At 37.7% G+C, this 23,785-nt stretch carries 21 protein-coding genes; 11 read left to right on the top strand and 10 right to left on the bottom strand.

The window, feature by feature from the left end; all coding sequences use genetic code 11:
* Nucleotides 1–45 precede the first annotated feature (45 nt).
* From H3T57_RS07375 to H3T57_RS07360, 4 genes are read left to right on the top strand one after another with little or no spacing between them, the layout of a single operon-like run.
* On the top strand, nt 46–1,554 hold the full coding sequence (locus H3T57_RS07375) for an APC family permease (RefSeq protein ID WP_232349801.1): 1,509 nt from the start codon (nt 46–48) through the stop codon (nt 1,552–1,554).
* A gap of 37 nt (nt 1,555–1,591) precedes the next feature.
* Nucleotides 1,592–2,413, top strand: a complete 822-nt coding sequence (locus tag H3T57_RS07370; RefSeq protein ID WP_198193754.1) for a glycosyltransferase family 2 protein — start codon at nt 1,592–1,594, stop codon at nt 2,411–2,413.
* A 22-nt stretch (nt 2,414–2,435) separates the two neighbouring features.
* A complete protein-coding gene (locus H3T57_RS07365; RefSeq protein ID WP_198193752.1) occupies nt 2,436–3,206 on the top strand; it encodes a TSUP family transporter in 771 nt (256 codons plus the stop codon).
* 45 nt (nt 3,207–3,251) lie between these two features.
* Nucleotides 3,252–3,638, top strand: a complete 387-nt coding sequence (locus tag H3T57_RS07360) for a DUF4186 domain-containing protein (protein ID WP_155566380.1) — start codon at nt 3,252–3,254, stop codon at nt 3,636–3,638.
* Here the strand turns inward: H3T57_RS07360 and H3T57_RS07355 are convergent.
* The 4 genes from H3T57_RS07355 to H3T57_RS07340 form a co-directional block, all read right to left on the bottom strand.
* Nucleotides 3,580–4,749 (bottom strand): glycosyltransferase family 4 protein, encoded by a 1,170-nt coding sequence (locus tag H3T57_RS07355; protein ID WP_198193750.1) that lies wholly within the window; start codon nt 4,747–4,749, stop codon nt 3,580–3,582. The two genes, H3T57_RS07360 and H3T57_RS07355, sit on opposite strands and share 59 nt — an antisense overlap.
* 8 nt (nt 4,750–4,757) lie before the next feature.
* Nucleotides 4,758–6,662 carry a heparinase II/III family protein gene (locus H3T57_RS07350; RefSeq protein WP_198193748.1) on the bottom strand — a complete coding sequence of 635 codons (1,905 nt, stop codon included), beginning with the start codon at nt 6,660–6,662 and terminating at the stop codon, nt 4,758–4,760.
* Nucleotides 6,663–6,728: 66 nt separating this feature from the next.
* Nucleotides 6,729–7,394: a ribulose-phosphate 3-epimerase gene (gene rpe / locus H3T57_RS07345; RefSeq protein ID WP_110439414.1), complete on the bottom strand. Its 666-nt coding sequence runs from the start codon at nt 7,392–7,394 to the stop codon at nt 6,729–6,731.
* Between the two features lie 147 nt (nt 7,395–7,541).
* Nucleotides 7,542–8,864 (bottom strand): RsmB/NOP family class I SAM-dependent RNA methyltransferase, encoded by a 1,323-nt coding sequence (locus H3T57_RS07340; protein WP_230873016.1) that lies wholly within the window; start codon nt 8,862–8,864, stop codon nt 7,542–7,544.
* Nucleotides 8,865–9,155: 291 nt separating this feature from the next.
* Here H3T57_RS07340 and H3T57_RS07335 point away from each other — a divergent pair, with 291 nt between their 5' ends.
* From H3T57_RS07335 to H3T57_RS07315, 5 genes are all read left to right on the top strand, one after another.
* Complete coding sequence (locus H3T57_RS07335) at nt 9,156–9,935, top strand: glycosyltransferase family A protein (RefSeq protein ID WP_198193746.1); 780 nt, start codon at nt 9,156–9,158, stop codon at nt 9,933–9,935.
* Nucleotides 9,936–10,046: 111 nt separating this feature from the next.
* A complete protein-coding gene (locus tag H3T57_RS07330) occupies nt 10,047–10,754 on the top strand; it encodes a YggS family pyridoxal phosphate-dependent enzyme (protein ID WP_198193744.1) in 708 nt (235 codons plus the stop codon).
* A 57-nt stretch (nt 10,755–10,811) separates the two neighbouring features.
* On the top strand, nt 10,812–12,920 hold the full coding sequence (locus H3T57_RS07325; RefSeq protein ID WP_198193742.1) for a potassium transporter Kup: 2,109 nt from the start codon (nt 10,812–10,814) through the stop codon (nt 12,918–12,920).
* A complete protein-coding gene (hemW, locus tag H3T57_RS07320; protein ID WP_198193740.1) occupies nt 12,920–14,119 on the top strand; it encodes a radical SAM family heme chaperone HemW in 1,200 nt (399 codons plus the stop codon). Before H3T57_RS07325 ends, hemW begins: the two co-directional genes overlap by 1 nt.
* Before the next feature lie 19 nt (nt 14,120–14,138).
* Entirely contained in the window at nt 14,139–14,564 is a 426-nt protein-coding gene (locus tag H3T57_RS07315) for a DUF1489 family protein (RefSeq protein WP_198193738.1), read from the top strand.
* 54 nt (nt 14,565–14,618) lie between these two features.
* Here H3T57_RS07315 and H3T57_RS07310 read toward each other — a convergent pair whose 3' ends face one another.
* Together H3T57_RS07310 and metE are read right to left on the bottom strand one after the other, a co-directional pair.
* On the bottom strand, nt 14,619–14,825 hold the full coding sequence (locus H3T57_RS07310; RefSeq protein ID WP_110439407.1) for a hypothetical protein: 207 nt from the start codon (nt 14,823–14,825) through the stop codon (nt 14,619–14,621).
* 182 nt (nt 14,826–15,007) lie between these two features.
* Entirely contained in the window at nt 15,008–17,305 is a 2,298-nt protein-coding gene (gene metE / locus H3T57_RS07305; RefSeq protein ID WP_198193736.1) for a 5-methyltetrahydropteroyltriglutamate--homocysteine S-methyltransferase, read from the bottom strand.
* A 131-nt stretch (nt 17,306–17,436) separates the two neighbouring features.
* Here metE and H3T57_RS07300 point away from each other — a divergent pair, with 131 nt between their 5' ends.
* Together H3T57_RS07300 and H3T57_RS07295 are read left to right on the top strand one after the other, a co-directional pair.
* Nucleotides 17,437–18,336, top strand: a complete 900-nt coding sequence (locus tag H3T57_RS07300) for a LysR family transcriptional regulator (protein WP_198193734.1) — start codon at nt 17,437–17,439, stop codon at nt 18,334–18,336.
* Between the two features lie 136 nt (nt 18,337–18,472).
* On the top strand, nt 18,473–19,681 hold the full coding sequence (locus tag H3T57_RS07295; RefSeq protein ID WP_198193732.1) for a lytic transglycosylase domain-containing protein: 1,209 nt from the start codon (nt 18,473–18,475) through the stop codon (nt 19,679–19,681).
* An 82-nt stretch (nt 19,682–19,763) separates the two neighbouring features.
* Here H3T57_RS07295 and H3T57_RS07290 read toward each other — a convergent pair whose 3' ends face one another.
* Genes H3T57_RS07290 through nadA form a run of 4 tightly spaced genes read right to left on the bottom strand, consistent with a single transcriptional unit; the run spans nt 19,764 to nt 23,771 of the window.
* Nucleotides 19,764–20,330 carry a DapH/DapD/GlmU-related protein gene (locus tag H3T57_RS07290; protein WP_198193730.1) on the bottom strand — a complete coding sequence of 189 codons (567 nt, stop codon included), beginning with the start codon at nt 20,328–20,330 and terminating at the stop codon, nt 19,764–19,766.
* Between the two features lie 46 nt (nt 20,331–20,376).
* Entirely contained in the window at nt 20,377–21,228 is an 852-nt protein-coding gene (nadC, locus tag H3T57_RS07285; protein WP_198193728.1) for a carboxylating nicotinate-nucleotide diphosphorylase, read from the bottom strand.
* Nucleotides 21,229–21,285: 57 nt separating this feature from the next.
* The gene (locus tag H3T57_RS07280) at nt 21,286–22,806 is read right to left on the bottom strand and encodes an L-aspartate oxidase (RefSeq protein WP_198193727.1); all 1,521 of its coding nucleotides are present in this window, start codon (nt 22,804–22,806) and stop codon (nt 21,286–21,288) included.
* Nucleotides 22,803–23,771, bottom strand: coding sequence for a quinolinate synthase NadA (nadA, locus tag H3T57_RS07275; protein ID WP_198193726.1), 969 nt, complete (start codon nt 23,769–23,771; stop codon nt 22,803–22,805). Before nadA ends, H3T57_RS07280 begins: the two co-directional genes overlap by 4 nt.
* Between the last annotated feature and the right edge of the window lie 14 nt (nt 23,772–23,785).

Raw genomic sequence — 23,785 nt, 5'->3', positions numbered from 1 at the left:
GTTGTCTTTCTTTTGGTTTATTACCTAACCCTTTACATAAAAAATATGGCCTTTTTCTCTAAACGCAAATCACTGGAACAACTTACACTTGATTCAAAAAAACATGGTCTAAAACAATGTTTGGGTCCATGGCGTTTAACAATGATTGGGGTCGGCTCTACCATTGGCGCAGGCATTTTTGTCATGACAGGAACAGCTGCGGCTAATTTTGCTGGACCAGCAATTCTTTTATCCTTCATTATTGCTTCAATAGCATGTTTATTTACTGCCCTTTCCTATGGTGAACTGGCATCCACTATGCCGACTGCAGGATCGGCATACAGTTATGCCTATACATCACTTGGTGAAAAATTCGCTTGGATTGTTGGATGGTTACTGTTGTTGGAATATGGAATATCGGCTGTATCAGTTGCCTCAGGATTTTCAAGTTATAGTGTTTCCCTACTAAAAGATTTCCATATTCATATCGCTTCATGGCTACATAATCCCATGATTCAACCTGCAATTGGTGGATATGGAAAAGGAATTGTATTTGTTAAGTCCCTTGACCTGATTGGAGCAGGATCTGTTCTGATCGCAGCCATCTTCCTCTTATATGGGGTTTCCGAATCAACAACAATTAATGCAATAATCGTCAGTTTAAAAATCGGAGTATTAATTCTTTTTATAATTTTGGGATTCCACTATATTAAACTGGAAAACCTGACACCTTTTATCCCCTCCTCAACAGGTCCGATGAATTTTGGAATCAGGGGCATTTTTCGGGCAGCCTCCACAATTTTTTTTGCCTATATAGGCTTTGAAGCTGTTTCCACAGCCGCATCAGAAGCCAAAAATCCTAAAAAGGACGTCCCATTTGGAATCATAGCTTCCTTGTTTGTTTCAACCATGATTTATATTGGTGTAGCGCTAATTTTAGTCGGGGTTGTTCCTTATAGAAAATTAAACATTTCTGATCCACTGGCCCTGGCAATTGATTATATGAACATGCCAAACTTGGCCTGGATTTTGAAATCTAGCGCAGTTATTGGACTTTGCTCAGTAATGCTCGTTTTGCTATATGCTCAAAGCCGCATTTTCTACATCATGGCACAGGATGGATTGCTTCCACCAATTTTTAGCAAACTTCATCCTAAACATTGTACACCTTGGATAGGAACCATTATCCTCAGCCTCAGCATCGCCATTACGACAGCTTTTTTACCTATTGATATCATAAGTGACCTAATCAGCCTTGGAACCTCTCTGGCATTTGGTATTGTCTGTTTCACGGTTATATGGCAGCGGAATGTTCATCCCAATATTCATCGACCCTTTCAGGTACCCTTTGGTGGATTCAAAATTATGAATATCTGGATTGGCTATATTCCCGTTTGCGGCATCCTATGTTGCCTGACCATGATTTTTCCCTTGGTCATTGACATGATTTATTCCCTAATTAATCACAATCCACTTCCACTGCTCTTAATGTTTATTTATAGTGTAATCGGTGTCTTTGGCTATTATTATTACGGACGCAAACATTCAATTCTATCCAGTTCAAAAGAAAAATGATATTTTAAAAAATAGTTTTTTTAAATATGATTTTATTATGAATTTTACATCACCTCTTCGCATTGCAGCCATTACAAAATGCTATCAAGAAACAACCATGCTTCCCATATGGATCAGGCATTATGCCAGACTAGTAGGAAAAGATAACTTATTCATACTTGATGATGGCAGCGATCCGCCTGTCAAAGCTGAACAATACATTTATGTTGAGCACATTCCACGTCGCAAGTATTTGGATGAACAAGATAGCGTCAATATAATGAGCGAATGGCAGCATAAACTTTTAAAACTTTATGACTGGGTTCTTTGTATTGACACAGACGAATTTATAATCCCCCGTCCATCTCATTGGACTTCCTTACATGAATATCTTGCACAATGTTCTGCCAAAACATGTCGATGTGTAGGTGTGGAAATCATTGATCCTTTGATTGGAAAACCTGTTGATTGGTCAAGACCCATTTTTAAACAACGTTCCAAGGGCACCATTAAAAGTTGGTCATGCAAACCCTCAGTTTCATCAGTTCCGACGCAATGGGAACCCGGTTTTCATCGATGTCAAAATGAAACCCTTTTTGCGCACGATTTATGGCTGTTTCATTTGAAATATGCTGATCAGAACCACCTCCTTGAACGTTCAAAACTCAGACGCAGAATTCCAAGAAACCCAGAAGATATTAAAAATGGATTGGGAACCTCACATTTAATATCCGACAATGTTCTAATCAGGTTTCTAAAATCGCAGAGATCAAAAATTGGCACAGGAACCTTGGATGACTATTTGATCACTAATCCTGATCCTGATAACGCTGATTCACTCTATCTTGATATTCCCCATGAGTTTATTGATTTTTTATAATCAATTAAACAGACATCTCTAAATGCATTTTTATTTTTATGATTGTTTTCTATTTTTCATCGGTTTAATAGCCGGGACAATTGATACCCTTGCAGGTGGTGGAGGTTTAATAACCGTACCCGCTCTACTTTTTACCGGTATTAATATAATTCCTGCATTAGGTACAAATAAATTGCAATCAGCAATTGGTGAATTATCGGCCACATTACGATTTTGGAAAAGCGGACAACTAAGTTTTCATGGGCTTGCCATCCCTCTGTTTTTCACTGTAATCGGATCTGCCATAGGTACAATTACATTACAATACAGCGCTGATCAGACCCTGAACAAAATAGTCCCATGGCTTTTATTGGCAATATTGCTTTATTATTATTTATTTCCAAACCTACATTTCAATCTTGAAAAAAGACAGTTGCCCATAAAACCGAAAATACTGCCATGGATGGGGACTGTAATTGGATTTTATAATGGCTTTTTTGGACCTGGAACAGGAGCGATCTGGACAATTTCATTAATGCAGATTTACAAATTACGTATTAACACTGCGACAATGATTGCAAAACCGTTAAATATCGCTGGAAATATTACCGCGCTCAGTATCTTCATATCAGGCGGACAAATCAACTATTTTAGTGCATTTATAATGGGTATTGGTTCTTTTATAGGCGGACAGATTGGTGCATCCTTGGTTATTTACAAGAGTTCACGTTTTTTGCGTGTATTTTTTTTGATTGTCATGACATCATGCGTATTTTACAGTTTTGTCAAATATTATAATATTCATTTTGTTTGATTTATGATAATCACAGAAATAATTATTTATTAAAAAGTCACAAGAATGGTTCCTTCTTCCACAGAATTAATCTTGGATCGGCTTAATCATTCGAAATTCCGGTCTAGATTTACATTACATGAAAAAGAACGAAAATATCTAATCGATAAAGGCCTTGATAAAATAATTGAACATGCTACGGATTTCATCAATCAACGTCTGGCTCCTGCTTTTCCAAAAAATGATGGAAAACAAACGCCATGGAAAGGACATCCTGTTTTTATTGCCCAACATGCCACAGCAACTTGTTGTCGTAGCTGCCTTGAAAAATGGTATAAGATTCAAAAGGGGCAGGCCTTAACACAGACAGAAAAAGATTTTATCCTCGATTTGATCAAGGCTTGGATAAAAAGGGATTATCAAACCCATCAATCTGTGAAAAAACATTCATAACACGATCCAGACAGATAGCTTCGGTATACATTGATAAAGCCCTGGCCCGCCCATTTTCTCCCATTTTTTTTCTTTGTTCTGGATGAAAGGCAAGCCAGGCCATTGCCCTGGATAGCAAAGATATAGAACCTGGCGGGATCAATAGCCCTGTTTCTGAATGCTGAACTTGTTCTCGGGGACCCCGTATTGAAGTGCCTATAACAGGTAAACCACTTAACATTGCCTCGATAATGGACATTGGTAACCCTTCAAAATGACTGGGTAAAACAAAAACATCAGCAGCTTTCATCAACTGATCTATGTCTTGACGATATCCCCAAAAACGTATTTGATTACCCAATTTTTTTTGTGCTTTATTAAAAAGTTTATCCAATACCAAACCATAATCAGAAGACAATCTTTCGCCTACAATCCATAATTCAGCTTCTGGAAGCTTTTCTGCAATTGCAGAAAAAGCGACGATTAACTCTGGATAACCTTTATGTTGAACAAGACGGGAAACTATCATAAAAACTATATGATTCTGTGGAATCTTGTTTGCCTGTCTAAATTTCTGTTTCAGGGCAATATCAGAAAAGAATTTTGCTGGATCCCGACCGTTACCTATAAAAATAGGATTGGAATGAATGCCCAACCTTTTAGCATCTCGAGCCTCTTCCTGAGAGACAGTCATGTAAAAATTCGTAATTTTTCCACAACACCATTCAAGAACAAAGGATAATAGACGTCTTATCCATGATTTTATACCTTTCCCGGGTTGATTAAAAAGATATCCGTGACAAGTATAAATAATTACAGGCGTTCCACATAAAAAAGCGGCTATACGTGCCAATACGCCACTTATGGGCATATGGGCATGAACGATATCTGGTTTTTCAAGTTTGATTATACGGTAAAGAACCCAAAAAGCTTTTAACTGACCTATGATCGAAAAAGAACGGACAAAAGGAACAGTTCGAATCTGAAATCCCTCTTGGCTCACTTTCTCCAATAACCTTCCTTCTGCACAAACACCAATGACTTGATGGTGACAGGAACGCAACCTACGCATTAAGGGAAGTAGAAATTGATATAAGGCAAAATCAACATGTGCAATTTCCAAAATTTTCATAAATTCATTTATGCCTTACGACGCAGAGCCCATCGAATTTTAGTTATTTTTTCTTTATCATTTTGAATATTCTTAATATTTGAATGATTTAGAGAACTATTTATTTCTGATTGCCTCTGAATTTCTGAAGTTTTTTCCGACAAATCTTCAGGCATTCCAACAGAAACATGATCCGCAGTGTTTCTTTGCCATATTTTTGCATCATCGTTTTGATTATGGAAAATAGCCACATAATCAGACCCTTCTTCTTGCTCTTCGTTTAAAACCGATTGTTTGTCTTGTTTCTCAAATTTAGTTATAGAAGTTCTATTCTCTTCAACATCACTTTTTTTTGATTGATGCAGATTATATAAAACAATCTGTTTAGTCGCAAGTCGAACTTTTTCACCAAAGTAGACGCTATTTTCAACTTTTCCCTCTGCATCGGAAAAACGGAACCACCAAATTTGTTTACCTTCTTGAGGATGTTGAAACGATAAAACAAAAATTTTTTCCTTCTCATTTTTCCGAATTTCAACCAATTTTTCTTCAACTTTAACCGAAGGATGTAGATGAAAACGAATAGTAAAAGGATAAGACTGATCAAAATCGAGCGTTTCCTCCCCTCTTAAATCCTGACCATCCGCAGAAAGATAAAATTTACGATGATAAATTGCACCATATGCTTTTTGCCAGCCATTATGACTTAATTCCACCCAATGGGCACCCTCAGTCATTTCATGAATTGATTCAACTTTAAAATTTAAATCTTTTAATTGATTATCCTCCAGTAAAACACTTTCTGTATTGGATAATTTTAGAACAGAATGAGCCGCGGTTCCCGCCAACGCAGATCGCCAGGCTGATGATCCTCCAGCGCCACAATTAACAATTAATCTCTGTTTACCAGCAGAAAATTCAAAGGATAAAGCACCAAGATATTTTATATCTACCTTTTTCGGTGGAACACCACTGTCAATTAACAGAGTTGAACGATTGGCAAAACAACGAATATATCCACCCGCTTTCATATCCGTCATGGCAACACGTTTTTGTGTGGAATTACTCAGAACACGATCAATAAAATGTGCCTCATTCTCACTGGAACCATTAAATAGTGCAAGCCTGCCATCACCATGTCTCAATGCCCTTAAAGCACGGCTGACATTATCAAGCGCTAGAATAAGTTCGGAAGGGGGACGCATATTGATCAACTGGTACATCAAACGAATTTCGGTCAGATCTCTCAATACATAAAGTTGTATTTCAGGGTTTCGTTCAATATGTATTCCATCTTCAAGAATCTGTTCAGCCAGTTCACTTTGCAGGAATTTACTGATTTTTGGTATTAAATCAAATTGTTCCGGCATACATAATGCAAGAGCCAGAGCGGCCTTTAATAACGTAAAATTTTCATGTGTATGATTGTCCAAAGGAAGCATGGCAACAACATATCTTCCTTCTTTCATAATTCGACGCATAAATTGTTGATGAAAATATTTTTCTGCTGATGCCGCAAAAAAATCATAGAACCCCAACCAATTCACTATACGATCTGCAAGGATAATCGGTCTGTAAACAACAGAATCATAAGATGAAGGTGAATTGCCAATCCAATCCGTCACCAAATTTCTTGCTGCAAGACGCGCATTTTCTGTCCCTAGCTCTCGCATATCCCGTAACCACGAAAAACCATGCAGTTTGCCAATAATTTCACAGGAGAGGTTTTTATCACCCCATTGACCGGGATATAGGGAAATAACATAATCCTGGCAAATAAATTCCCCTTTTACAAGATGCATGCCATAAACAGAATTTCCGGTCCATAAATCTCGCAAAATATATGCTGGAACTTCGGGAATCTGTCCATAACCAATGGCAGGTAATCGTACCAGAGAAAGTCGGATTTTTTTTACCATTTCTTGAAAAGCCATCCTAAGCCTCCCTATTTCTCTGAATCATTTCTCCTAATGGGTGAAAGTCATAATTTAGCAAATTTTTTACTTTTTAGTTCCCCGCAATGCATCTATTGCCTGACCATAATCAGGTTGACCATAAATTGAAGTTCCAGCTATCAAAACATTGGCTCCCGCTTCTATCACCAGGGGTGCAGTTTGAACATTAATCCCGCCATCAACACTGATATGAATGGAACGACCCGACTTTTGAACCATTTCATGTATTGCACGAATTTTCGCCAATTGACTGGATAAAAATTTCTGTCCACCAAAACCAGGATTTACAGTCATAATTAGAATATTATCTACAAGATCTATAACCTCGGAAATTGCATTGGCAGGTGTGGCCGGACATAATACTATCCCGGCTTTTATTCCAAACGATTTGATATGTTGCAAGGAACGATGCGCATGAGGCCCCGCCTCGATATGAAAAGAAATTTGATCGGCACCCGCCTGAACAAACGGTTCGATAAAAGGATCGACAGGTTCAATCATAAAATGCACATCAAAAAACAACTTGCTATAAGATCGCAAAGATTTGAGAACTACTGGGCCAAAAGTCATATTGGGAACAAAATGACCATCCATAACATCAAGATGTATCCAGTCAGCACCATGTTTGTCAACCGCCCTAATTTCCTCTCCCAAACATGCAAAATCTGCCGAAAGAACACTGGGAGCAATCAAGGGAACCCTTATATCCAATTTACAGCCTTTCTAAAATTTTCAAATATTATGTCAAACTATTAACTGCAGTTTATGATAAAATTTATGAATTGAACAGAAAAAACACGATTTGATTTTATCGTGTCCACCAATACAAAGATATATTTCACTTGAAATAATGTTTAATTAGTCTTCTTTTACAAAACGTGCGATAAAAAAACCATCCATTCCGCCTTTTTCTTGCCACATAGAAGGAAGCGTCCTAATCCATCCCTCTTCTGTTAATGCTTCAGTTAAAAATGGAATTTCTTTTTGTGTAAATGGTAGAGCCCTAACACCAGGTAAATTTCTAAAGAATTCTGCCTGCTCTTCTGCCTCGGAGCGCTGTAGGGAGCAAACGCTGTAAACTAATCGTCCTCCTTTTTTTAGATAACCGATCGCTGCACCAATCAACTTTCGTTGAATCTTAACAAGACTTTGAATTTCATTTTCTTTTTTTAAATGCAAAACATCTGGATGTCGTCTAAAAATACCCGTGGCAGAACAGGGGGCATCCAATAATATCGCATCAAATTCATTTTGATAATTTAAACTTCCAGCATCACCAAGAACCAACACTGCATCCATCTGTAACCGGTTCAGATTTTCTTTCAACCGTTTTAACCGTATAGATTTTTTTTCAACCGCAACAACATTTCCCCCTGCTTGAATTAATTGTGCTGTCTTACCACCGGGTGCCGCACATAAATCAGCAACTTTTTCATTTTCCTTCACATTCAAAAGATAGGCAGGTAGAGATGCCGCCATATCCTGAATCCAGAACTGCCCCTCCTGATAACCGTCAAGCTGTTCAACCTTTACATGACAAGAATAACGCCAATGATTATTCATTAATTGCACACCTCCTTCTGGAACAGTGGCATTCGTTTTGAAATGCATATCCAAAGGGGGTTCACTATCCAACAGGGTTGCCAACTGACGAGGATTAAATCCTGCCTGATTCCATGACTTCCATAGCCATGCAGGGATATTCAAGCGATTTTGATCAAGATCCTTCAGTATGCTTGGTCCATTTTCAGAAATCCGCCTGAGAACGGCATTGACTAGACCCGTAAACTTTGCAAATCCATTATGACGCGCAAGTTCTACAGATGTATAGATAGCGGCATGTACAGGTGTTTCCAAAAAAAGAATTTGAGCCACCCCTAGCAAAATAATCCATAATACCTGCTGTGGTGGCGATCGTTTCAGAAAAGGTTCTACAAGCGCCTCTAATGTTCCTTTTTTTCTCAAGATACAGACAATTAATCGATATGCTGCTGCCTTATCCCTTTGATCAACATCAACAGGTAAAGCATTTTTTAATGCTGTTTCTAACGGAAGATGTTTCCAGTCAAATATCTGACAAACAGTATCAAAAGCAATTTGTCGAGTAGGATCATTATTTCTGTCAGATCGGATATTTTCTTTCGATGACAGATGATTCTTAATTGATATATCTTTTTTCAAAAAATTATAACTTTTCTTACTTAAAATCATTATAGTTTTAAATGAATTAAATAGTAAATATATTCACTTTCAATAAATAAAATTACTACGTTCTCTGCTCTATTTTTCTGATAATCAATTTTTACCAGAATTGCGAGATTTCATCTTAACTAATTATTTATTTTAGACTCTAACAATAAAATATTATAAATTATCCAAAAAATAAATCCAATATAAAAGAATTTAATCCCGAATGAATTTAAATTTCATATTTAAAAAATTTATCAACATAAACCTAGAAATTATATTTAAATGAAAAATTGGACTATTCTTTTACCGTATTATAATGAAGCAACCTTTCTTCCAGGTACTCTTGAAAGCATAGCATTACAAAATTATCAAAAATTTAAACTTATTCTAATCAATAATCATTCCACAGATAATTCTGAAAAGATAGCCAGAAAATTTATGAATTTTTATCCTGCAATTGAGGTGCAGTTTATTAATGAAAAACTTCCTGGCAAAACAAATGCCTTACATACTGGATTAAATCATGTCACCACTCCTTTTGTGGCAACCATGGATGCTGATACTTACTATCCTCAACATTATTTGGAATTTTGTAATCAGTTCTTTGAAAGTCACCCAGAATATTCTGCCGTGATGGCTTGTGATATTTATCAGCCCTTTAAAAATCGCAAAAGTCAAAAACGATGTCGGAAAATATATTTAAAATCAAAATTAATGCCCAAGCAATGTCATGCTGGAGGATATGCACAGACTTTTCGTACTAAAAGTTTAAAGCAAATTGGGGGATTTGATCAAAAATTATGGCCTTATGTCTTTGAAGATCATGAGGTTATTCATAGACTTTTAAAAATTGGTAAAGTTTATTACTCTCCAAAACATTGGTGTATTCCATCGGAAAGACGCACAAAACATAAAAATATTCGCTGGAGCCGCATGGAAAAGTTTCTATATGAATACACCCCTTTTTTTCTCAAGGATTGGTACTTTTATTCTTTCTTAAAAAACAGGTATATTAAGAAAAACACTTCCATTCTTCAGCTTAGACAACGGGAATGGGAATAAAATCCAATTAGTGAAGATTAATTTGAATACTTCAGTGAAAATAATCCTATTTGAAATAACTTACCAATACTGTATGATACAATGTGTTTCTAATTTTATATAATTTATTAAATGCATGATTCAATCCAAAAAATTATAAGCCGAAATTTAAATTCTATACGGGATAAAATTCAACAGGCTGCTTGTAAAGCTGGACGTAAACCAAATGATATTCGACTTGTTGCCGTTTCAAAATTTCATCCCATGGAATCAATATATGCAGCTTTCAAGGATAAACAGTTGATATTTGGTGAAAACCGTATTCAAGAGGCAAAAAAGAAATTTGCACCCATTTTATCGGAACAGCCAGATATTAAGCTGCACATTATAGGTCCCATCCAGAGCAATAAATTATTGGATGCCGTTAAAATCGCGGATACAATTGAAACTGTTGACCGTTTGTCAATTCTCAATCCGCTTGAAAAAGCCATTCAGAAAACAGGACGGTCCCCCACCCTTTTCATCCAAATCAATACAGGAAGAGAACCGCAAAAGGCAGGAATTTTTCCCGAAGATGCGGATCATTTTATTTCATTATGCAGGAAACGGTTTGGATCATCAATTCAGGGTGTAATGGGTATTCCCCCCGTTCATGAAGACCCTATTCCTCATTTTAGAAAACTTGCCAATCTTGCCAGAAAATTTGGTCTGAATGAAATATCAATGGGAATGTCAAATGATTTTGAAACAGCCATTACATATGGAGCAACGTATGTTAGGGTGGGAACTGGAATATTTGGAACACGCCCTTTAAATCCTAAAAATAATTCATTCCAATAATGAACAGCTGCAAATTTAATATTTACCGCAATTGCAACCTAGGTGGAGTAATATATCATGCTTTCTTCTCATGAGGAAAACATCAACCCTGATAATGAAGCAAACCAAGAAGAGAATGATAGCGTAAGTACGGATGATATCAATATCATCGAGGGAAAAACCCCTTCCAAAATAAAAAATGATAATGAATCTCCATCAGATACACTTTATAAACAAGATACGATTGCGGTATTACCATCACTGGATCAGGAAAACCAAGTTACAGAATTCGGAACCGATCAACCAGAACATAAAATCAGACCATTAAGTTTGGCTATTTTGTTGACTGTTCTGGGCGTTGTCTATGGTGATATCGGGACAAGCCCTATTTACGCCCTACGTTCCACAATTTTAGTTGTATCCAATCATCACAGCAATATTAAGTCTTGGGAGGTTTTCGGTGTTGTCAGCTTAATTTTCTGGGCATTAATATTAATCGTTACAATTAAATATGTAACGCTGGTTATGCGCGCTGATCATAATGGAGAGGGTGGAATCCTTGCCTTGATGTCCTTGGCTCAACGTGTATCAAAAACAACCAGAGGAAAAATATTTCTGGGAATTGTCGGTATTGCAGGAACCTGTCTTTTTTTTGGAGATGGAATGATTACCCCGGCAATTTCAGTTTTGTCAGCAATTGAAGGTCTGGAAGTTTCTCTTCCAGAGACAAAAAATTTCATCATCCCCCTTGCCCTTATAATCCTGGTTGCATTATTCAGTTTTCAAAGCAAGGGAACTGAACATATAGGTAAAATTTTCGGTCCAATCATGCTTATATGGTTTGCGACTATAGGTTTTCTGGGTGCCTATGAGGTTCTGAAATATCCCTATATCCTTTTGGCTCTTTCTCCGCATCATGCGATTTTATTTATTATCCATCACGGTTGGATGGCGTTTATTGCCCTTGGATCTGTCGTTTTGGCAGTAACAGGTGCTGAAGCTTTATATGCTGATATGGGACATTTTGGAAGAAGTCCAATTCGTTACAGCTGGATCTGTTTTGTCCTTCCTTGTCTGACTTTAAATTACCTTGGACAAGGTGCCCTCATTCTTTCCAATGCCAAATTTCTGGAAAACCCGTTTTTCTATTTGGCTCCTCATTGGTTTAATATCCCTCTGGTTATCCTTTCCACATTTGCAACTGTTATCGCCAGTCAGGCCGGAATTTCAGGAGGATTTTCACTTGCACGCCAATTAACCCAACTTGGATATTTTCCAAGGCTGCGTATTCGACATACCAATGCACGAGAAGAGGGACAAATTTATATTCCTGAAGTCAATAATGCCTTAATGATAGGGTCCCTCTTATTGATTTTAAGTTTCCAATCCTCTGATGCATTGGCCGCTGCATACGGAATTGCAGTTACGGGAACCTTTACTTGTACCTCTATTCTTTCCTCTGTGGTTTTTAACCGTTCTTACAAATGGTCGATATACAAAGTCGCATGTACATTTGGAATTTTCTTTATCATTGATATCACTTTCTTTTCGGCAAATGCCCTGAAGATTCCACAAGGCGGGTGGGTCCCATTATTATTGGGAATTTGTTTGACCATCCTCATGACAACATGGAATAAAGGACGCACCCTGGTTTATAATAAACGGGCACAAAGTGCTTTACCAATCGCCTCATTTTTAAACCGCCTACCTCAATCCCATTTAACAAGGGTTCCTGGTATTGCCATTTTCATGACACCAGACCCTCTTTCTGTTCCAAGTTCCCTATTACATAACATTCGGCACAACAAAGTTTTACATGAACATGTATTTTTTGTAACTATTGAAAATCTGAAACAACCAGAGGCGGAACGTGGGCACCGTATTGCAATGCGACAACTCGCACCCAATATTTATCAAGTGATAATTCGATACGGATTTATGGAAATGCCTAATTTACCCCGTGCTCTTGAACTAATGAAAACTCAACCCAACCTGAAATTCTTTGATACTTTACAAGCTTCATATTTTACAACAAGGGAACAAATTGTAAGAGCCCCTATTTCTAAAATGAGTAAATGGCGAATGAATATATTCATGTTCATGTTACGCAATGCCAGCCCGATTACCGATTTCTTAAGAATTCCCGTTGATCGGGTTGTTGAACTTTCAGTCCGTATTGCTGTTTGATGAATGAAATAAAATTATTAAATTTGGAAAAAAAGACAAGAAAACATAAGCCTGATCCCTTGGCTCTTTATATCCATTGGCCTTTTTGCCTGTCCAAATGTCCCTATTGCGATTTCAATAGCCATGTTGCTCAAATCATTCCACAGGAAACCTATGCACATGCTTTGCTTCAGGAATTACGTCATGCTATTTCAAATATTGAAAATTATAAGTTAAGCTCAATTTTTTTTGGTGGTGGCACCCCCTCTTTAATGGATCCTATAACAGTGCATAAATTGATTGATTATGCCATCAAACATTTACCTGTTACTGAGGACCTTGAAATCACCCTTGAAGCCAATCCAACCAGTGTTGAAATCCAAAAGTTAAAAGATTTTCAACAGGCAGGTGTTAACCGCATTTCCCTTGGTATCCAAAGCCTTAACCAACAAGCACTACAAAAGTTAGGTCGTCAACATGATGCAAAGCAGGCAATTGACGCCTTAACACTTGCCAAACGCCTATTTCCGAGAATTTCCTTTGATCTTATCTATGCACGTGAGGAACAAACCCTTTCCGAATGGCAGAAAGAATTAAAAATGGCACTGGATTTGGCTCATGATCATTTATCACTCTACCAGTTAACAATAGAACCAGGAACAGTTTTTGCCAAATATGAAAAACAGGGGAAATTATCTCTCCCTGATGAAAAATTAAGTAGTGAATTATTAATTGCCACGGAAGAAATGACACATCAATATGGTATGTATAATTACGAAATTTCTAATTATGCTAAAATTGGTGCGGAAAGCAGGCACAATCTTGCCTATTGGCGTTATCAAGATTATATTGGTATCGGGCCAGGAGCACACGGCAGAATTACAGAAAATGCTGTTTTATATGCTACAGAACGTAAGAAAAATCCTAAAATTTGGCTTGAATTAGTGCAAAAAAATGGTAACGCCCTAATTATCAAGGAAGCCTTGAATTCAATCGACAAAGCCCGTGAAATGATATTAATGGGATTACGTTTGAAAGAAGGTGTTGATTCTATTGCCTTTCAAAAAAAATGCAATATGACTTTAACCAATGCAATCGATATGAAAATCTTAAAAACGCTTGTAGAAGAAGATTATATCTTGTGGGACCAAAAACGGTTGAAAACAACCCCGACAGGAAGCATGCGATTAAATGCTATTTTAGACATCTTGGTAAAATAGGAATATTATTTTGTTACACATGATGAAAGTTGCAGTTGGTATCCAAGATATTGCGCATTTGAAAATTATTAATGAACAAATGGCCGTGAATAACAATGGAAATTCATACACTTTAACACGTTTTATGCCGAAGCAGGCCGATGAAATCTTAAAAAATGGTTCCCTATACCGGGTTATTAACGGAACTTTATGTTGCCGACAGAAAATTGTTGATTTTCTGCCAGGTCAACGGGAAAACGGAAATCCCTGCATTCAAATTATTCTTGATTCAGAAATAATTCGCACCTTTTCCATTCCAATTCGCCCTTTCCAGGGATGGCGATATCTTAAAAACACTGATGCGCCTAAGGATTTGCCATTAAGCCATACAAATATATCAGAAGAATTATCTAAAAAGCTGAGAAAAGAGTTGGAAACTCTAGGATTAATTGATCCTATTGGATAGGAAATCGATAATTAACCAATATCTATAACCCTATATGGTTTATTCTTCCGTATATTATTTCTCTTTCAAAACCTGATCAGCTTTACGATCAACGGTTTCTTCCTGTTCTTTTGTTAAATTACCTTTATGATATTCCTCAGACGCCCTTGCTTTGGCATTCCTTGCTCTGTTTTTTGTATCCAAGGGATATTTACGCTCATCAGGCAATGCAAATTCCTGATCTGGTAAAGATTTACGTTGTTTTGATGTTAATTTAGTCATAATTACTCCCCTCCTTAAAAAAGGAAAATAACATTGAACCATTAAATATAGTTAATCATAAAACAAAATCTATTATTATTCAATTTGCCAAAAAAATTACTTTCAATCCTTCCGATATATTTTTAGAAATATATTAAATAACAATCAAGGACTGATCTTTTATTGATCAGTCCTTTTCGATACTAATTAATGTGTTTTTTTTTATATTCCTCTCTCAAGATCTGCGCTGCCTGTACCATATTTTTCAATGAAGGAATAACCTCTGACCATTGACGTGTTTTCAAGCCACAATCTGGATTAATCCATAACCTTTGAACAGGAATATATTTTTCAGCCTGATGAATTAAATGAACAATTGATTCTACTGTTGGAATATTGGGAGAATGAATATCATAAACACCTGGGCCGATGCTGTTTGGATATTCAAATTCCTCAAACGCTTTTAACAGCTCCATGTGAGAACGTGAGGTTTCAATTGTAATGACATCAGCATCCATCTGGGCAATAGCAGCAATAATATCATTGAATTCCGAGTAACACATATGGGTATGAATCTGCGTTTGATCCTTTACTCCATTCGCTGTTATTCTAAAAGACCGAATTGCCCAGTCCAGATATCTTTGCCATTCTGAACGACGCAGGGGTAATCCTTCCCGTAAAGCTGCCTCATCAATTTGAATAATGCGAATACCTGCCTTTTCCAAATCCAACACTTCTTGACGTATCGCCATAGCCAATTGATAACAGGTTTCCGAACGTGGTTGATCATCTCTTACAAATGACCAATTCAACATGGTTACAGGTCCCGTCAACATGCCCTTCATCGGTTGTGCCGTTAAAGATTGGGCGTAAGTAATCCATTCAACCGTCATTGGTTCAGGACGACTAATGTCTCCAAAGATAATCGGGGGTTTTACACATCTGGAACCGTAAGATTGAACCCAACCTTGTTGGCTAAAAACATATCCTTGTAACAATTCACCAAAATATTCCACCATATCATTCCGTTCTGGCTCGCCATGAACCAAAACATCCAATCCCAGTGATTCCTGCTGTTCGACACAATAAGCAATCGCCTCTTTCATATGATTGCCATAATCATTCAAGGAAAGTTCACCCTTACGAAATTGACTTCTAATCTGGCGTATATTCTGAGTTTGCGGGAATGAACCAATTGTGGTTGTTGGCAACAATGGCAAATTCAAGATTTTTTGCTGTAATTCCATACGATCGGCATAGGCACCTTTCCGGTTTCCCAATTCCGATGTTATCGACTGACATAGTTTTTTAATTTGATCATTATGAACTCTATTTGACTGACGCCTGTTATCCAGACAAGCCTGGTTACTAGATAACGCCTCTTTTACTGCCTCTCTTCCTTCATTTAAAGCTTTAGCCAAAACAATAATTTCATCAAGCTTTTGTATCGCAAAAGAAAGCCATGAACGAATTTCCGCATCCATTTTACTTTCACGTTCCAGATCAACAGGAACATGTAATAATGAACATGAGGGGGCCAGCCACAATCGTTTTTTTAATATAGCATAGATAGGCTCTAGCCATTCAAGCATAGCATTCAAATCCGTCTTCCAGATATTACGCCCATTAACAACTCCCAATGAAAGGACTTGTTTATCTTTTAGCTGTTTAATTATGGCAGGAATTTCATCACGCGCATTTATGGCATCAATATGGAACCCCTGCACCCCCAATTCTGGCAATAAAGCTATATTTTCTTTTAACTTTCCAAAATATGTTGCCAACAAAATATAGATTGGTGCCTGTTTCAAAACCTTGTAGGCAGAAACAAGTGCCTTTTTCCACTCTTCTGCAAGCTCTGTCACCAAAATTGGTTCATCAAGTTGAACCCAGCTTTCCCCCTGTTCTGCCAACTCTTGCAATAATGCTTGATATTGTTCCAAAAGTGCAGGCAACAAAGCTAGTTTGTCGCTTTTATCCTGTTCTTTTCCCAACCATAAATAGGTTACTGGTCCTAACAATACAACTTTTGTTTTTAAACCTTTCTTTTTCGCTTCCTTCAATTGATCTAGTAAAATCTGGCTATTTAAAACAAACCGTGTATCCTTTGTGAATTCCGGTACAATGTAATGATAATTTGTATCAAACCATTTAGTCATCTCACCTGCCGCAACGTGGCAAAGACAAGAATTTTTTCCACCCGAACGTCCACGTGCAACCTGAAAATAATGATCTAATTTTTCCCCTTGCTGTTGTTGAATACGTGATGGAATATTACCAAAAAGAAAACTTGTATCCAGAACATGGTCATAATAGGAAAAATCCCCAACAGGAACAAGATCGAGTTTACTTTGATTCTGCCAATGACACTGCCGTAAATTTTGGGCTGTTTGTTCCAATTCACCTGAGGAAATATTTCCTTGCCAGTACGCTTCAAGCGCAAATTTCAATTCACGCTTTACACCAATTCGAGGAAATCCTAGATTATGTACTGTTACCATTTTTTATTCCTTTACTTGCCTATTCAACATCAGATTTTGCTCTAAACACCCTATTCAGATAACAACATAAAATAAAATGATATTATTTCATCGATCCATTAACTTTATTCATAGGATATAATCTTGCATTCATGATTGAGATCATTCATTTAAAAATCATTCAGGAAATCGAAACGCAAAAATCAATGACTGCCGCGGCTGTCAATTTGTGTTTGACACAATCCGCCTTAAGCCACGCCATTCGGAAACTTGAACAAAATTTGCAGGTCAGCCTATGGCGACGGGAGGGAAAATACATGCAGCTAACTCAGGCGGGACAGGAATTATTGACGCTGGCCCATCGCATATTACCTCAGATCGAACATAATGAATCAAAATTGAAACAATTTGCGCAGGGGAGTATTGGCAGTCTAAAGATTGGCATGGAATGTCATCCCTGTTATCAATGGCTGCTTAAAGTTACCTCACCCTACTTGAAACAGTGGCCTCAGGTTGAACTCGATGTCAAACAAAAATTTAAATTCGGTGGTTTAGGGGCGCTACTGAATTATGAAATAGACATCTTAATAACGCCTGACCCGATTATTAAGTCTGATCTCCATTTTGAACCTGTCTTTAATTATGAACAGATCTTAATTGTTGGACCTTCACATCCCTTCAGAAATTTACCGTATATCACTCCAGAACAAATGTCCTCAGAAACTCTTTTAACTTATCCTGTAGAATCAACTCGACTGGACATATATAGTCTCTTTATGGCACCAAAGGGTATAATGCCACGTCGTCATAAAACAATTGAAACAACGGATATAATTTTACAAATGGTTGAAAATAATCGAGGCGTAACGGCTCTACCACATTGGTTGGTACAGGAAAACAAAGAACGCTTTGAAATCTTTCCTGTCAAACTGGGAAAAAAAGGAATTCCAAAACAGTTATTTATTGGAATACGCAAGGCCGACCAATTAACTAATTATCTTGATGCTTTTATTCAGCTATCCAAACAAATATCCTTTCCAATGTCGACCTGAAATACTCAAAATAAACTGTATAATCTCCAATTTCTGACTAAATATCATAGAATAGTTTTTAACAAAAATGATTATATCTGTTACCATCTGAAACTTAAATTTTATAGTCGGTATTTTTCAAAGAAATCAAAAAACCATGCAGGAAACAATTCGCAAAAATTTTTATGTTCCAATGCAATTTTTGCTTTTGTTTTCCCTGCTTTGCCTCTCTGCCTGTGGTGGAGGAAAGCATTCTTATAATGGAAAAGGAGGCATTTCTTCACGATATAGCAATTTCATGCCTGGCTATCCTAAAAAATGGAACCCTCCGGGTCCCCCTCTTGATCCCTGGGGTCCATATATCAATCAATCCTCACAACGTTTCAATGTTCCTGATCAATGGATACGGGCCATCATTTTACAGGAAACGAGAGGATATCAATATTATAACAAACGACCAGTCACTTCACCTCATGGAGCAAAGGGATTGATGCAAATCAAGTCAACAACTTATAAAGATTTAGCAAAACGCTATAATTTGGGAAATGACGTATATGATCCGCATGATAATATCATGGCTGGAACAGGATATATCCGCACCTTATATAATAAATACGGTGCCCCCGGCTTTGTTGCAGCTTACCATGGTGGACCTGGAACTTTGGATGCCTATCTAAAAAGAGGAACCGCATTGCCAAAGGCAACCAAAAACTACATGATTTCCGTCACTCCCAATCTGGGGAATTCAGTACCTATGAGTGGACCTTTTGCAATTTTTGGCGGACCTTACGCCAAAAAAAATACTCGTACCCCATTACCACTCGAGGCTTATTACTCACCGAAAACCTATAGCCCCGTTCAAATGGTTACAACAGCACAGGTTATGCCTTCTGAAAGTAAAAGCGAACTTAAAAAATTCATTGTCAAAGATAATGAACATGCAATTGCATCAGACAATGCCAATGAACCTCCAATCATGATTGTTCCATCCAATTATCATCCTGCATATGATGCAAATGTCCATAACAATTCAACCTCATCCAATGCTTATTATTCAACAAAACCCAAAGCCCCTTCTATTATTCGAACCTCTCCTAGCAGTAGACATTATTATATATCAACAAAAGGTAACTGGAATATTCAGGTTGGAGCTTTTACATCTGCAGATTTAGCTAATCACGCAATTGCAATCGCAAAACAAAAAGCCGCCAGTTTACTGGTCCTGGCGTATCCAAATATTGAAACCGTTCAGAAAAACGGAAAAACATTATACCGAGCCAAATTAGGAGGATTAAGCTATGCAACAGCCTTACAGGCTTGTAATTTGCTAAAAGTAAAAAGAATGAATTGTGTTCCTGTTCAATAATACAAAATTGTAATTTTCAGTTATTTTGAATTTGTTCAATAATTTTATGGTCAATGGCGGTAGATGCATCATATATATCTTTCTAAATATTTTTTATCCATTTTGCCGGCACACCTGCATAAACACTTTTAGAGGGTACATTTTTAGTTACAACAGCACCGGCACCGATTATTGAAAAATCATGAATAGTAACACCAGGCAAAATTGTGACATTGGAGCCTATCCAAACATATTTTCCAATCTTAACAGGAGATGGATATGTCGTACCACGATCTCTTATATCCAAACCATGATTTAATGTAGCAATCGTAACATTCATGCCTATAGCACTGTGATCACCAATAAAGATTCCTCCCCTATCCTGAAAAGAACATCCTGTATTAAAAAATACATTTTTACCAATATGAATGTTTTTACCGAAATCAGTATAAAAAGGAGGAAAACAAACAAAAGATGAATCTACAGTTTTTCCTGTCAGACTACTGAAAATATCAACGATTTCTTTTTGCGTATGAAAGCTATTGTTTAATTCCATTATTATTTTTTGCGCTTCAAAGGCACATTGGTATAACAGCTGCATCAATTCTTTTTCGTTAGTGGAAATGGAATGTCCGGCCTGACAGTATGTAATGAATTCCTCCATTTGCATAAAATGATCCTTTTCCATTACTGGAAAGCTTTTGTTAGTTCATCTATCACGAAATAAAATCAAGTCCTATATCGAGAATAGGTGCACTATGGGTTATCCAACCTACAGAAATCAAGTCAACACCGCTTTCAGCAATTATCCGAGCCGTATCGGGATTGATACGCCCCGAAGCTTCTATGATGGCACGTTGATTAACAATCGCAACCGCCTCTTTTAAAGTTTCAGGATCCATATTATCTAGCAAAACGGCATCAACACCCAATGCCATGACTTCTTTTAATTGATCCAGCGTATCCACTTCTATTTCAATTTTAACCATATGCCCTGCATTTTTTTTAGCCTGTTCAAGCGTCTTACGTATTCCACCCGCGATTGCAATATGATTGTCTTTAATCAAAACTGCATCATATAAGGCAAAACGATGGTTCATTCCACCACCACACCGCACGGCATATTTTTCCATCAGGCGTAAGCCTGGTGTTGTTTTTCTCGTACAAACAACTTGTGTTTTGGTTCCTTCAATAGATTTGACAATCTTATGAGTTACCGAGGCAATTCCAGATAGATGGCTCATGAAATTCAAGGCAGTTCTCTCACCTGTCAGAATTGCACGGGATGACCCTTCAATAATTGCTATCACATCTCCCGGCTTTAATATATCTCCATCCTTTTTCTTTAAATCTACATTAACTAATGGATCAATTAAGGTAAAAGCCATTGAAGCGATATCCACTCCTGACAATATACCAGTCTCTCTCGAAACCATCGCCACTTTGGAGTGGTGATTTTCATCAATAACTGCATTAGTGGTTATATCCCCAGCCAACCCTAGATCTTCCAATAACGCATTGCGAATAATGGGTTCAATTAGGATATGGGGCAAAGCTGGAATCGTCATAATAACCTCTATATTCTGATAAATCTATAATATACAAACAAATTTCATATAATAACATCACAATGTCTTGGCATACTGATATGCCTGATCAAAACTGATGAAAGATCGATTGGCTTTTTCAAGCGTAGCAGGATAATCCTGTCGATAATGTGCCCCTCGAGATTCTTTCCGCAAGAACGCACTCACTGCTATCATCAGGGCAATTTGTTCTGGATTAAGTACATATTTATCATCATGTTCATTAACCAGGGTAAGAAACTGCCGAATTGCCGATCTCAAAGCATCCTCATCTCGAATGATATTTAAATCTTTCTGCATTATCTTTTTTACAATAGGTAAACGGTCAGAAATCACAATCCCAGTTTCACCTATCTCATTATCATTGCTTTGAGTGGAAGGATGATTATCCAAAATTGCCTTGGCTGCCCGCATGGCCATAACTGTAGCTTCCAGCAGTGAATTACTGGCCAAACGATTTGCTCCATGTAAACCCGTAGAAGCAACCTCACCCACTGCCCACAAACCTTTTACCGTTGTTTCTCCATTCAAATTTGTCATAATGCCCCCCATATGAAAATGTTCAACGGGTTTGACAGGAATCAAATCCATTGAAGGGTCAATACCGACTTGATGACATAACCGTGCAATGGTTGGAAAACGTGTCTTGAAACCTTTTCCTAAAGCCTTTCTGGCATCAAGATAAACTTTTTTACCCTGAATAGTCTGATGATAAATTGCTCTTGCCACAACATCACGGGGTGCCAATTCCTGTCCTTCTGTATTGGCCAGAACACGTTGGTTATCACTATTAACCAAAACAGCCCCTTCCCCACGAACCGCTTCGCTGATTAAAGTCTTTGGAAAAATATTTGCATCAAGTGCGGTTGGATGAAACTGAATAAATTCCAGATCAGCTAATACAGCACCAATATCAGCCGCCAAAATCAGACCTTGACCATAATTTTGCAGAGGATTTGTACTTTCCTCAAATAACCCACCAATACCACCGGTGGCCAACACAATAGTGGATGTCACGATTGACCTGAATTGACCTTCTATTTGGGTTATTACTCCCCTTATTTTATTTTTATCCTTTAGAAGACGAACCGCAATGGTGTTTTCCATTACAGTTATTGAGGGGGTTCGCAAGACCGTCTCTGTCAACGCTTTGATAATACCCCGCCCGGAAGCGTCTCCATCAATATGAAAAATTCTCCGATGACTATGTGCACCCTCTAACCCGAGCCTAGGCCTGCCATGGCGATCATGATCAAAAACAACACCATATTTCTCCAATACTTCAATTGCCTTTCTTCCATCGTCCAATATGGTGGCGACAGCTTTTTGATCACATAATCCCGCTCCAGCCCTTAAAGTATCCTCTATATGCGCGGAGCTGTCTTTCTCTTCATGACTGGCCGCCGCAATTCCACCTTGCGCATAAATACTGGATGTCTCCTGTCCTATCTTTCCCTGCGTCAAAAGCAAAACCGGCAATGGCGCAAGTTGTAATGCCGTCATTAATCCAGCCAATCCACTGCCAATCACGACAACAGGTGACTGCATAATGTTTTTCATATTTCCAACATCCTTTTGATGGAAAGGCGTGCCTTATCAGCAATAGATGGATCAATCGTGATTTCATATTTATTTTCTTCCAACGAAGTCAAAATATTATCCAATGTGATACGCTGCATATGAGGACATAGATTACATACACGAATAAATTTGATATCTGGATGTACTACTGCCAGATTGTCACTCATTGAACATTCAGTCAGCAAAATCACTTCATCAGATCTTTTTTGCTTGATGAAATCTGACATCTCAGCCGTAGATCCAGAAAAATCAGCCGCTTCAATCACCTCAGGAGGGGATTCAGGATGCACCAGAATTGCAGCCTCTGGATATTCAGCTTTCAACTGCTTGACTTCCCGTGATGTAAATCTTTCATGAACTTCACAATGCCCCTTCCATGTCAGAATCTCGACGTTGGTTTGTTTTGCAACATTTTTTGCCAGATACTCATCAGGAATCATGATGACCCTCGGAACTCCAAGCGCTTCAACAACCTTTTTGGCATTTCCGGATGTACAACAAATATCCGAAGCCGCTTTAACCGCCGCTGAAGTGTTCACATACGTAATAATAGGAATACCTGGATATTTCTTACGTAATCCCATGACATTCTCTGCCGTAATAGATTCAGCCAAAGAACAACCAGCCTTCAAGTCGGGAATAAGAACTGTTTTGTCAGGATTGAGTAATTTTGTCGTTTCTGCCATAAAATGTACGCCTGCCACAACAATGACATCCGCGTCAATTTTTTCAGCCTCCCGTGCCAAAGCAAGACTATCCCCAACGATATCAGCAACTGTATGAAAAATTTTTGGAATTTGATAATTATGTGCCAGAATAACCGCATTACGTTCTTTTTTTAGCTGGTTAACACGTTGAATTTTTTTTGTTAAACTCATTCGTTCCGGGGCAGCAGCAATTCTGCCCAGTTTATTTTCTAAATAATCAGGTAGTCCCTGCCGCATGTCACTCTCCTTTT

This window comes from Commensalibacter sp. W6292M3 (assembly GCF_016101315.1).
In the GTDB taxonomy this organism is placed as follows: Bacteria; Pseudomonadota; Alphaproteobacteria; order Acetobacterales; family Acetobacteraceae; genus Commensalibacter; species Commensalibacter melissae.
The sequence above is the reverse complement of the archived record's forward strand: the minus strand, read 5'-3'. Positions and strand labels throughout refer to the sequence as shown.

Excerpts from the sequence above, each read along its gene's own strand:
- H3T57_RS07375 (WP_232349801.1), top strand. The coding sequence starts at position 46 with ATGGCCTTTTTCTCTAAACGCAAATCACTGGAACAACTTACACTTGAT.
- H3T57_RS07370 (WP_198193754.1), top strand. The coding sequence starts at position 1,592 with ATGAATTTTACATCACCTCTTCGCATTGCAGCCATTACAAAATGCTAT.
- H3T57_RS07365 (WP_198193752.1), top strand. The coding sequence starts at position 2,436 with ATGCATTTTTATTTTTATGATTGTTTTCTATTTTTCATCGGTTTAATA.
- H3T57_RS07360 (WP_155566380.1), top strand. The coding sequence starts at position 3,252 with ATGGTTCCTTCTTCCACAGAATTAATCTTGGATCGGCTTAATCATTCG.
- H3T57_RS07355 (WP_198193750.1), bottom strand. The coding sequence starts at position 4,749 with ATGAAAATTTTGGAAATTGCACATGTTGATTTTGCCTTATATCAATTT.
- H3T57_RS07350 (WP_198193748.1), bottom strand. The coding sequence starts at position 6,662 with ATGGCTTTTCAAGAAATGGTAAAAAAAATCCGACTTTCTCTGGTACGA.
- H3T57_RS07335 (WP_198193746.1), top strand. The coding sequence starts at position 9,156 with ATGAAAAATTGGACTATTCTTTTACCGTATTATAATGAAGCAACCTTT.
- H3T57_RS07330 (WP_198193744.1), top strand. The coding sequence starts at position 10,047 with ATGCATGATTCAATCCAAAAAATTATAAGCCGAAATTTAAATTCTATA.
- H3T57_RS07325 (WP_198193742.1), top strand. The coding sequence starts at position 10,812 with ATGCTTTCTTCTCATGAGGAAAACATCAACCCTGATAATGAAGCAAAC.
- hemW (WP_198193740.1), top strand. The coding sequence starts at position 12,920 with ATGAATGAAATAAAATTATTAAATTTGGAAAAAAAGACAAGAAAACAT.
- H3T57_RS07315 (WP_198193738.1), top strand. The coding sequence starts at position 14,139 with ATGATGAAAGTTGCAGTTGGTATCCAAGATATTGCGCATTTGAAAATT.
- H3T57_RS07310 (WP_110439407.1), bottom strand. The coding sequence starts at position 14,825 with ATGACTAAATTAACATCAAAACAACGTAAATCTTTACCAGATCAGGAA.
- metE (WP_198193736.1), bottom strand. The coding sequence starts at position 17,305 with ATGGTAACAGTACATAATCTAGGATTTCCTCGAATTGGTGTAAAGCGT.
- H3T57_RS07300 (WP_198193734.1), top strand. The coding sequence starts at position 17,437 with ATGATTGAGATCATTCATTTAAAAATCATTCAGGAAATCGAAACGCAA.
- H3T57_RS07295 (WP_198193732.1), top strand. The coding sequence starts at position 18,473 with ATGCAGGAAACAATTCGCAAAAATTTTTATGTTCCAATGCAATTTTTG.
- H3T57_RS07290 (WP_198193730.1), bottom strand. The coding sequence starts at position 20,330 with ATGCAAATGGAGGAATTCATTACATACTGTCAGGCCGGACATTCCATT.
- nadC (WP_198193728.1), bottom strand. The coding sequence starts at position 21,228 with ATGACGATTCCAGCTTTGCCCCATATCCTAATTGAACCCATTATTCGC.
- H3T57_RS07280 (WP_198193727.1), bottom strand. The coding sequence starts at position 22,806 with ATGAAAAACATTATGCAGTCACCTGTTGTCGTGATTGGCAGTGGATTG.
- nadA (WP_198193726.1), bottom strand. The coding sequence starts at position 23,771 with ATGCGGCAGGGACTACCTGATTATTTAGAAAATAAACTGGGCAGAATT.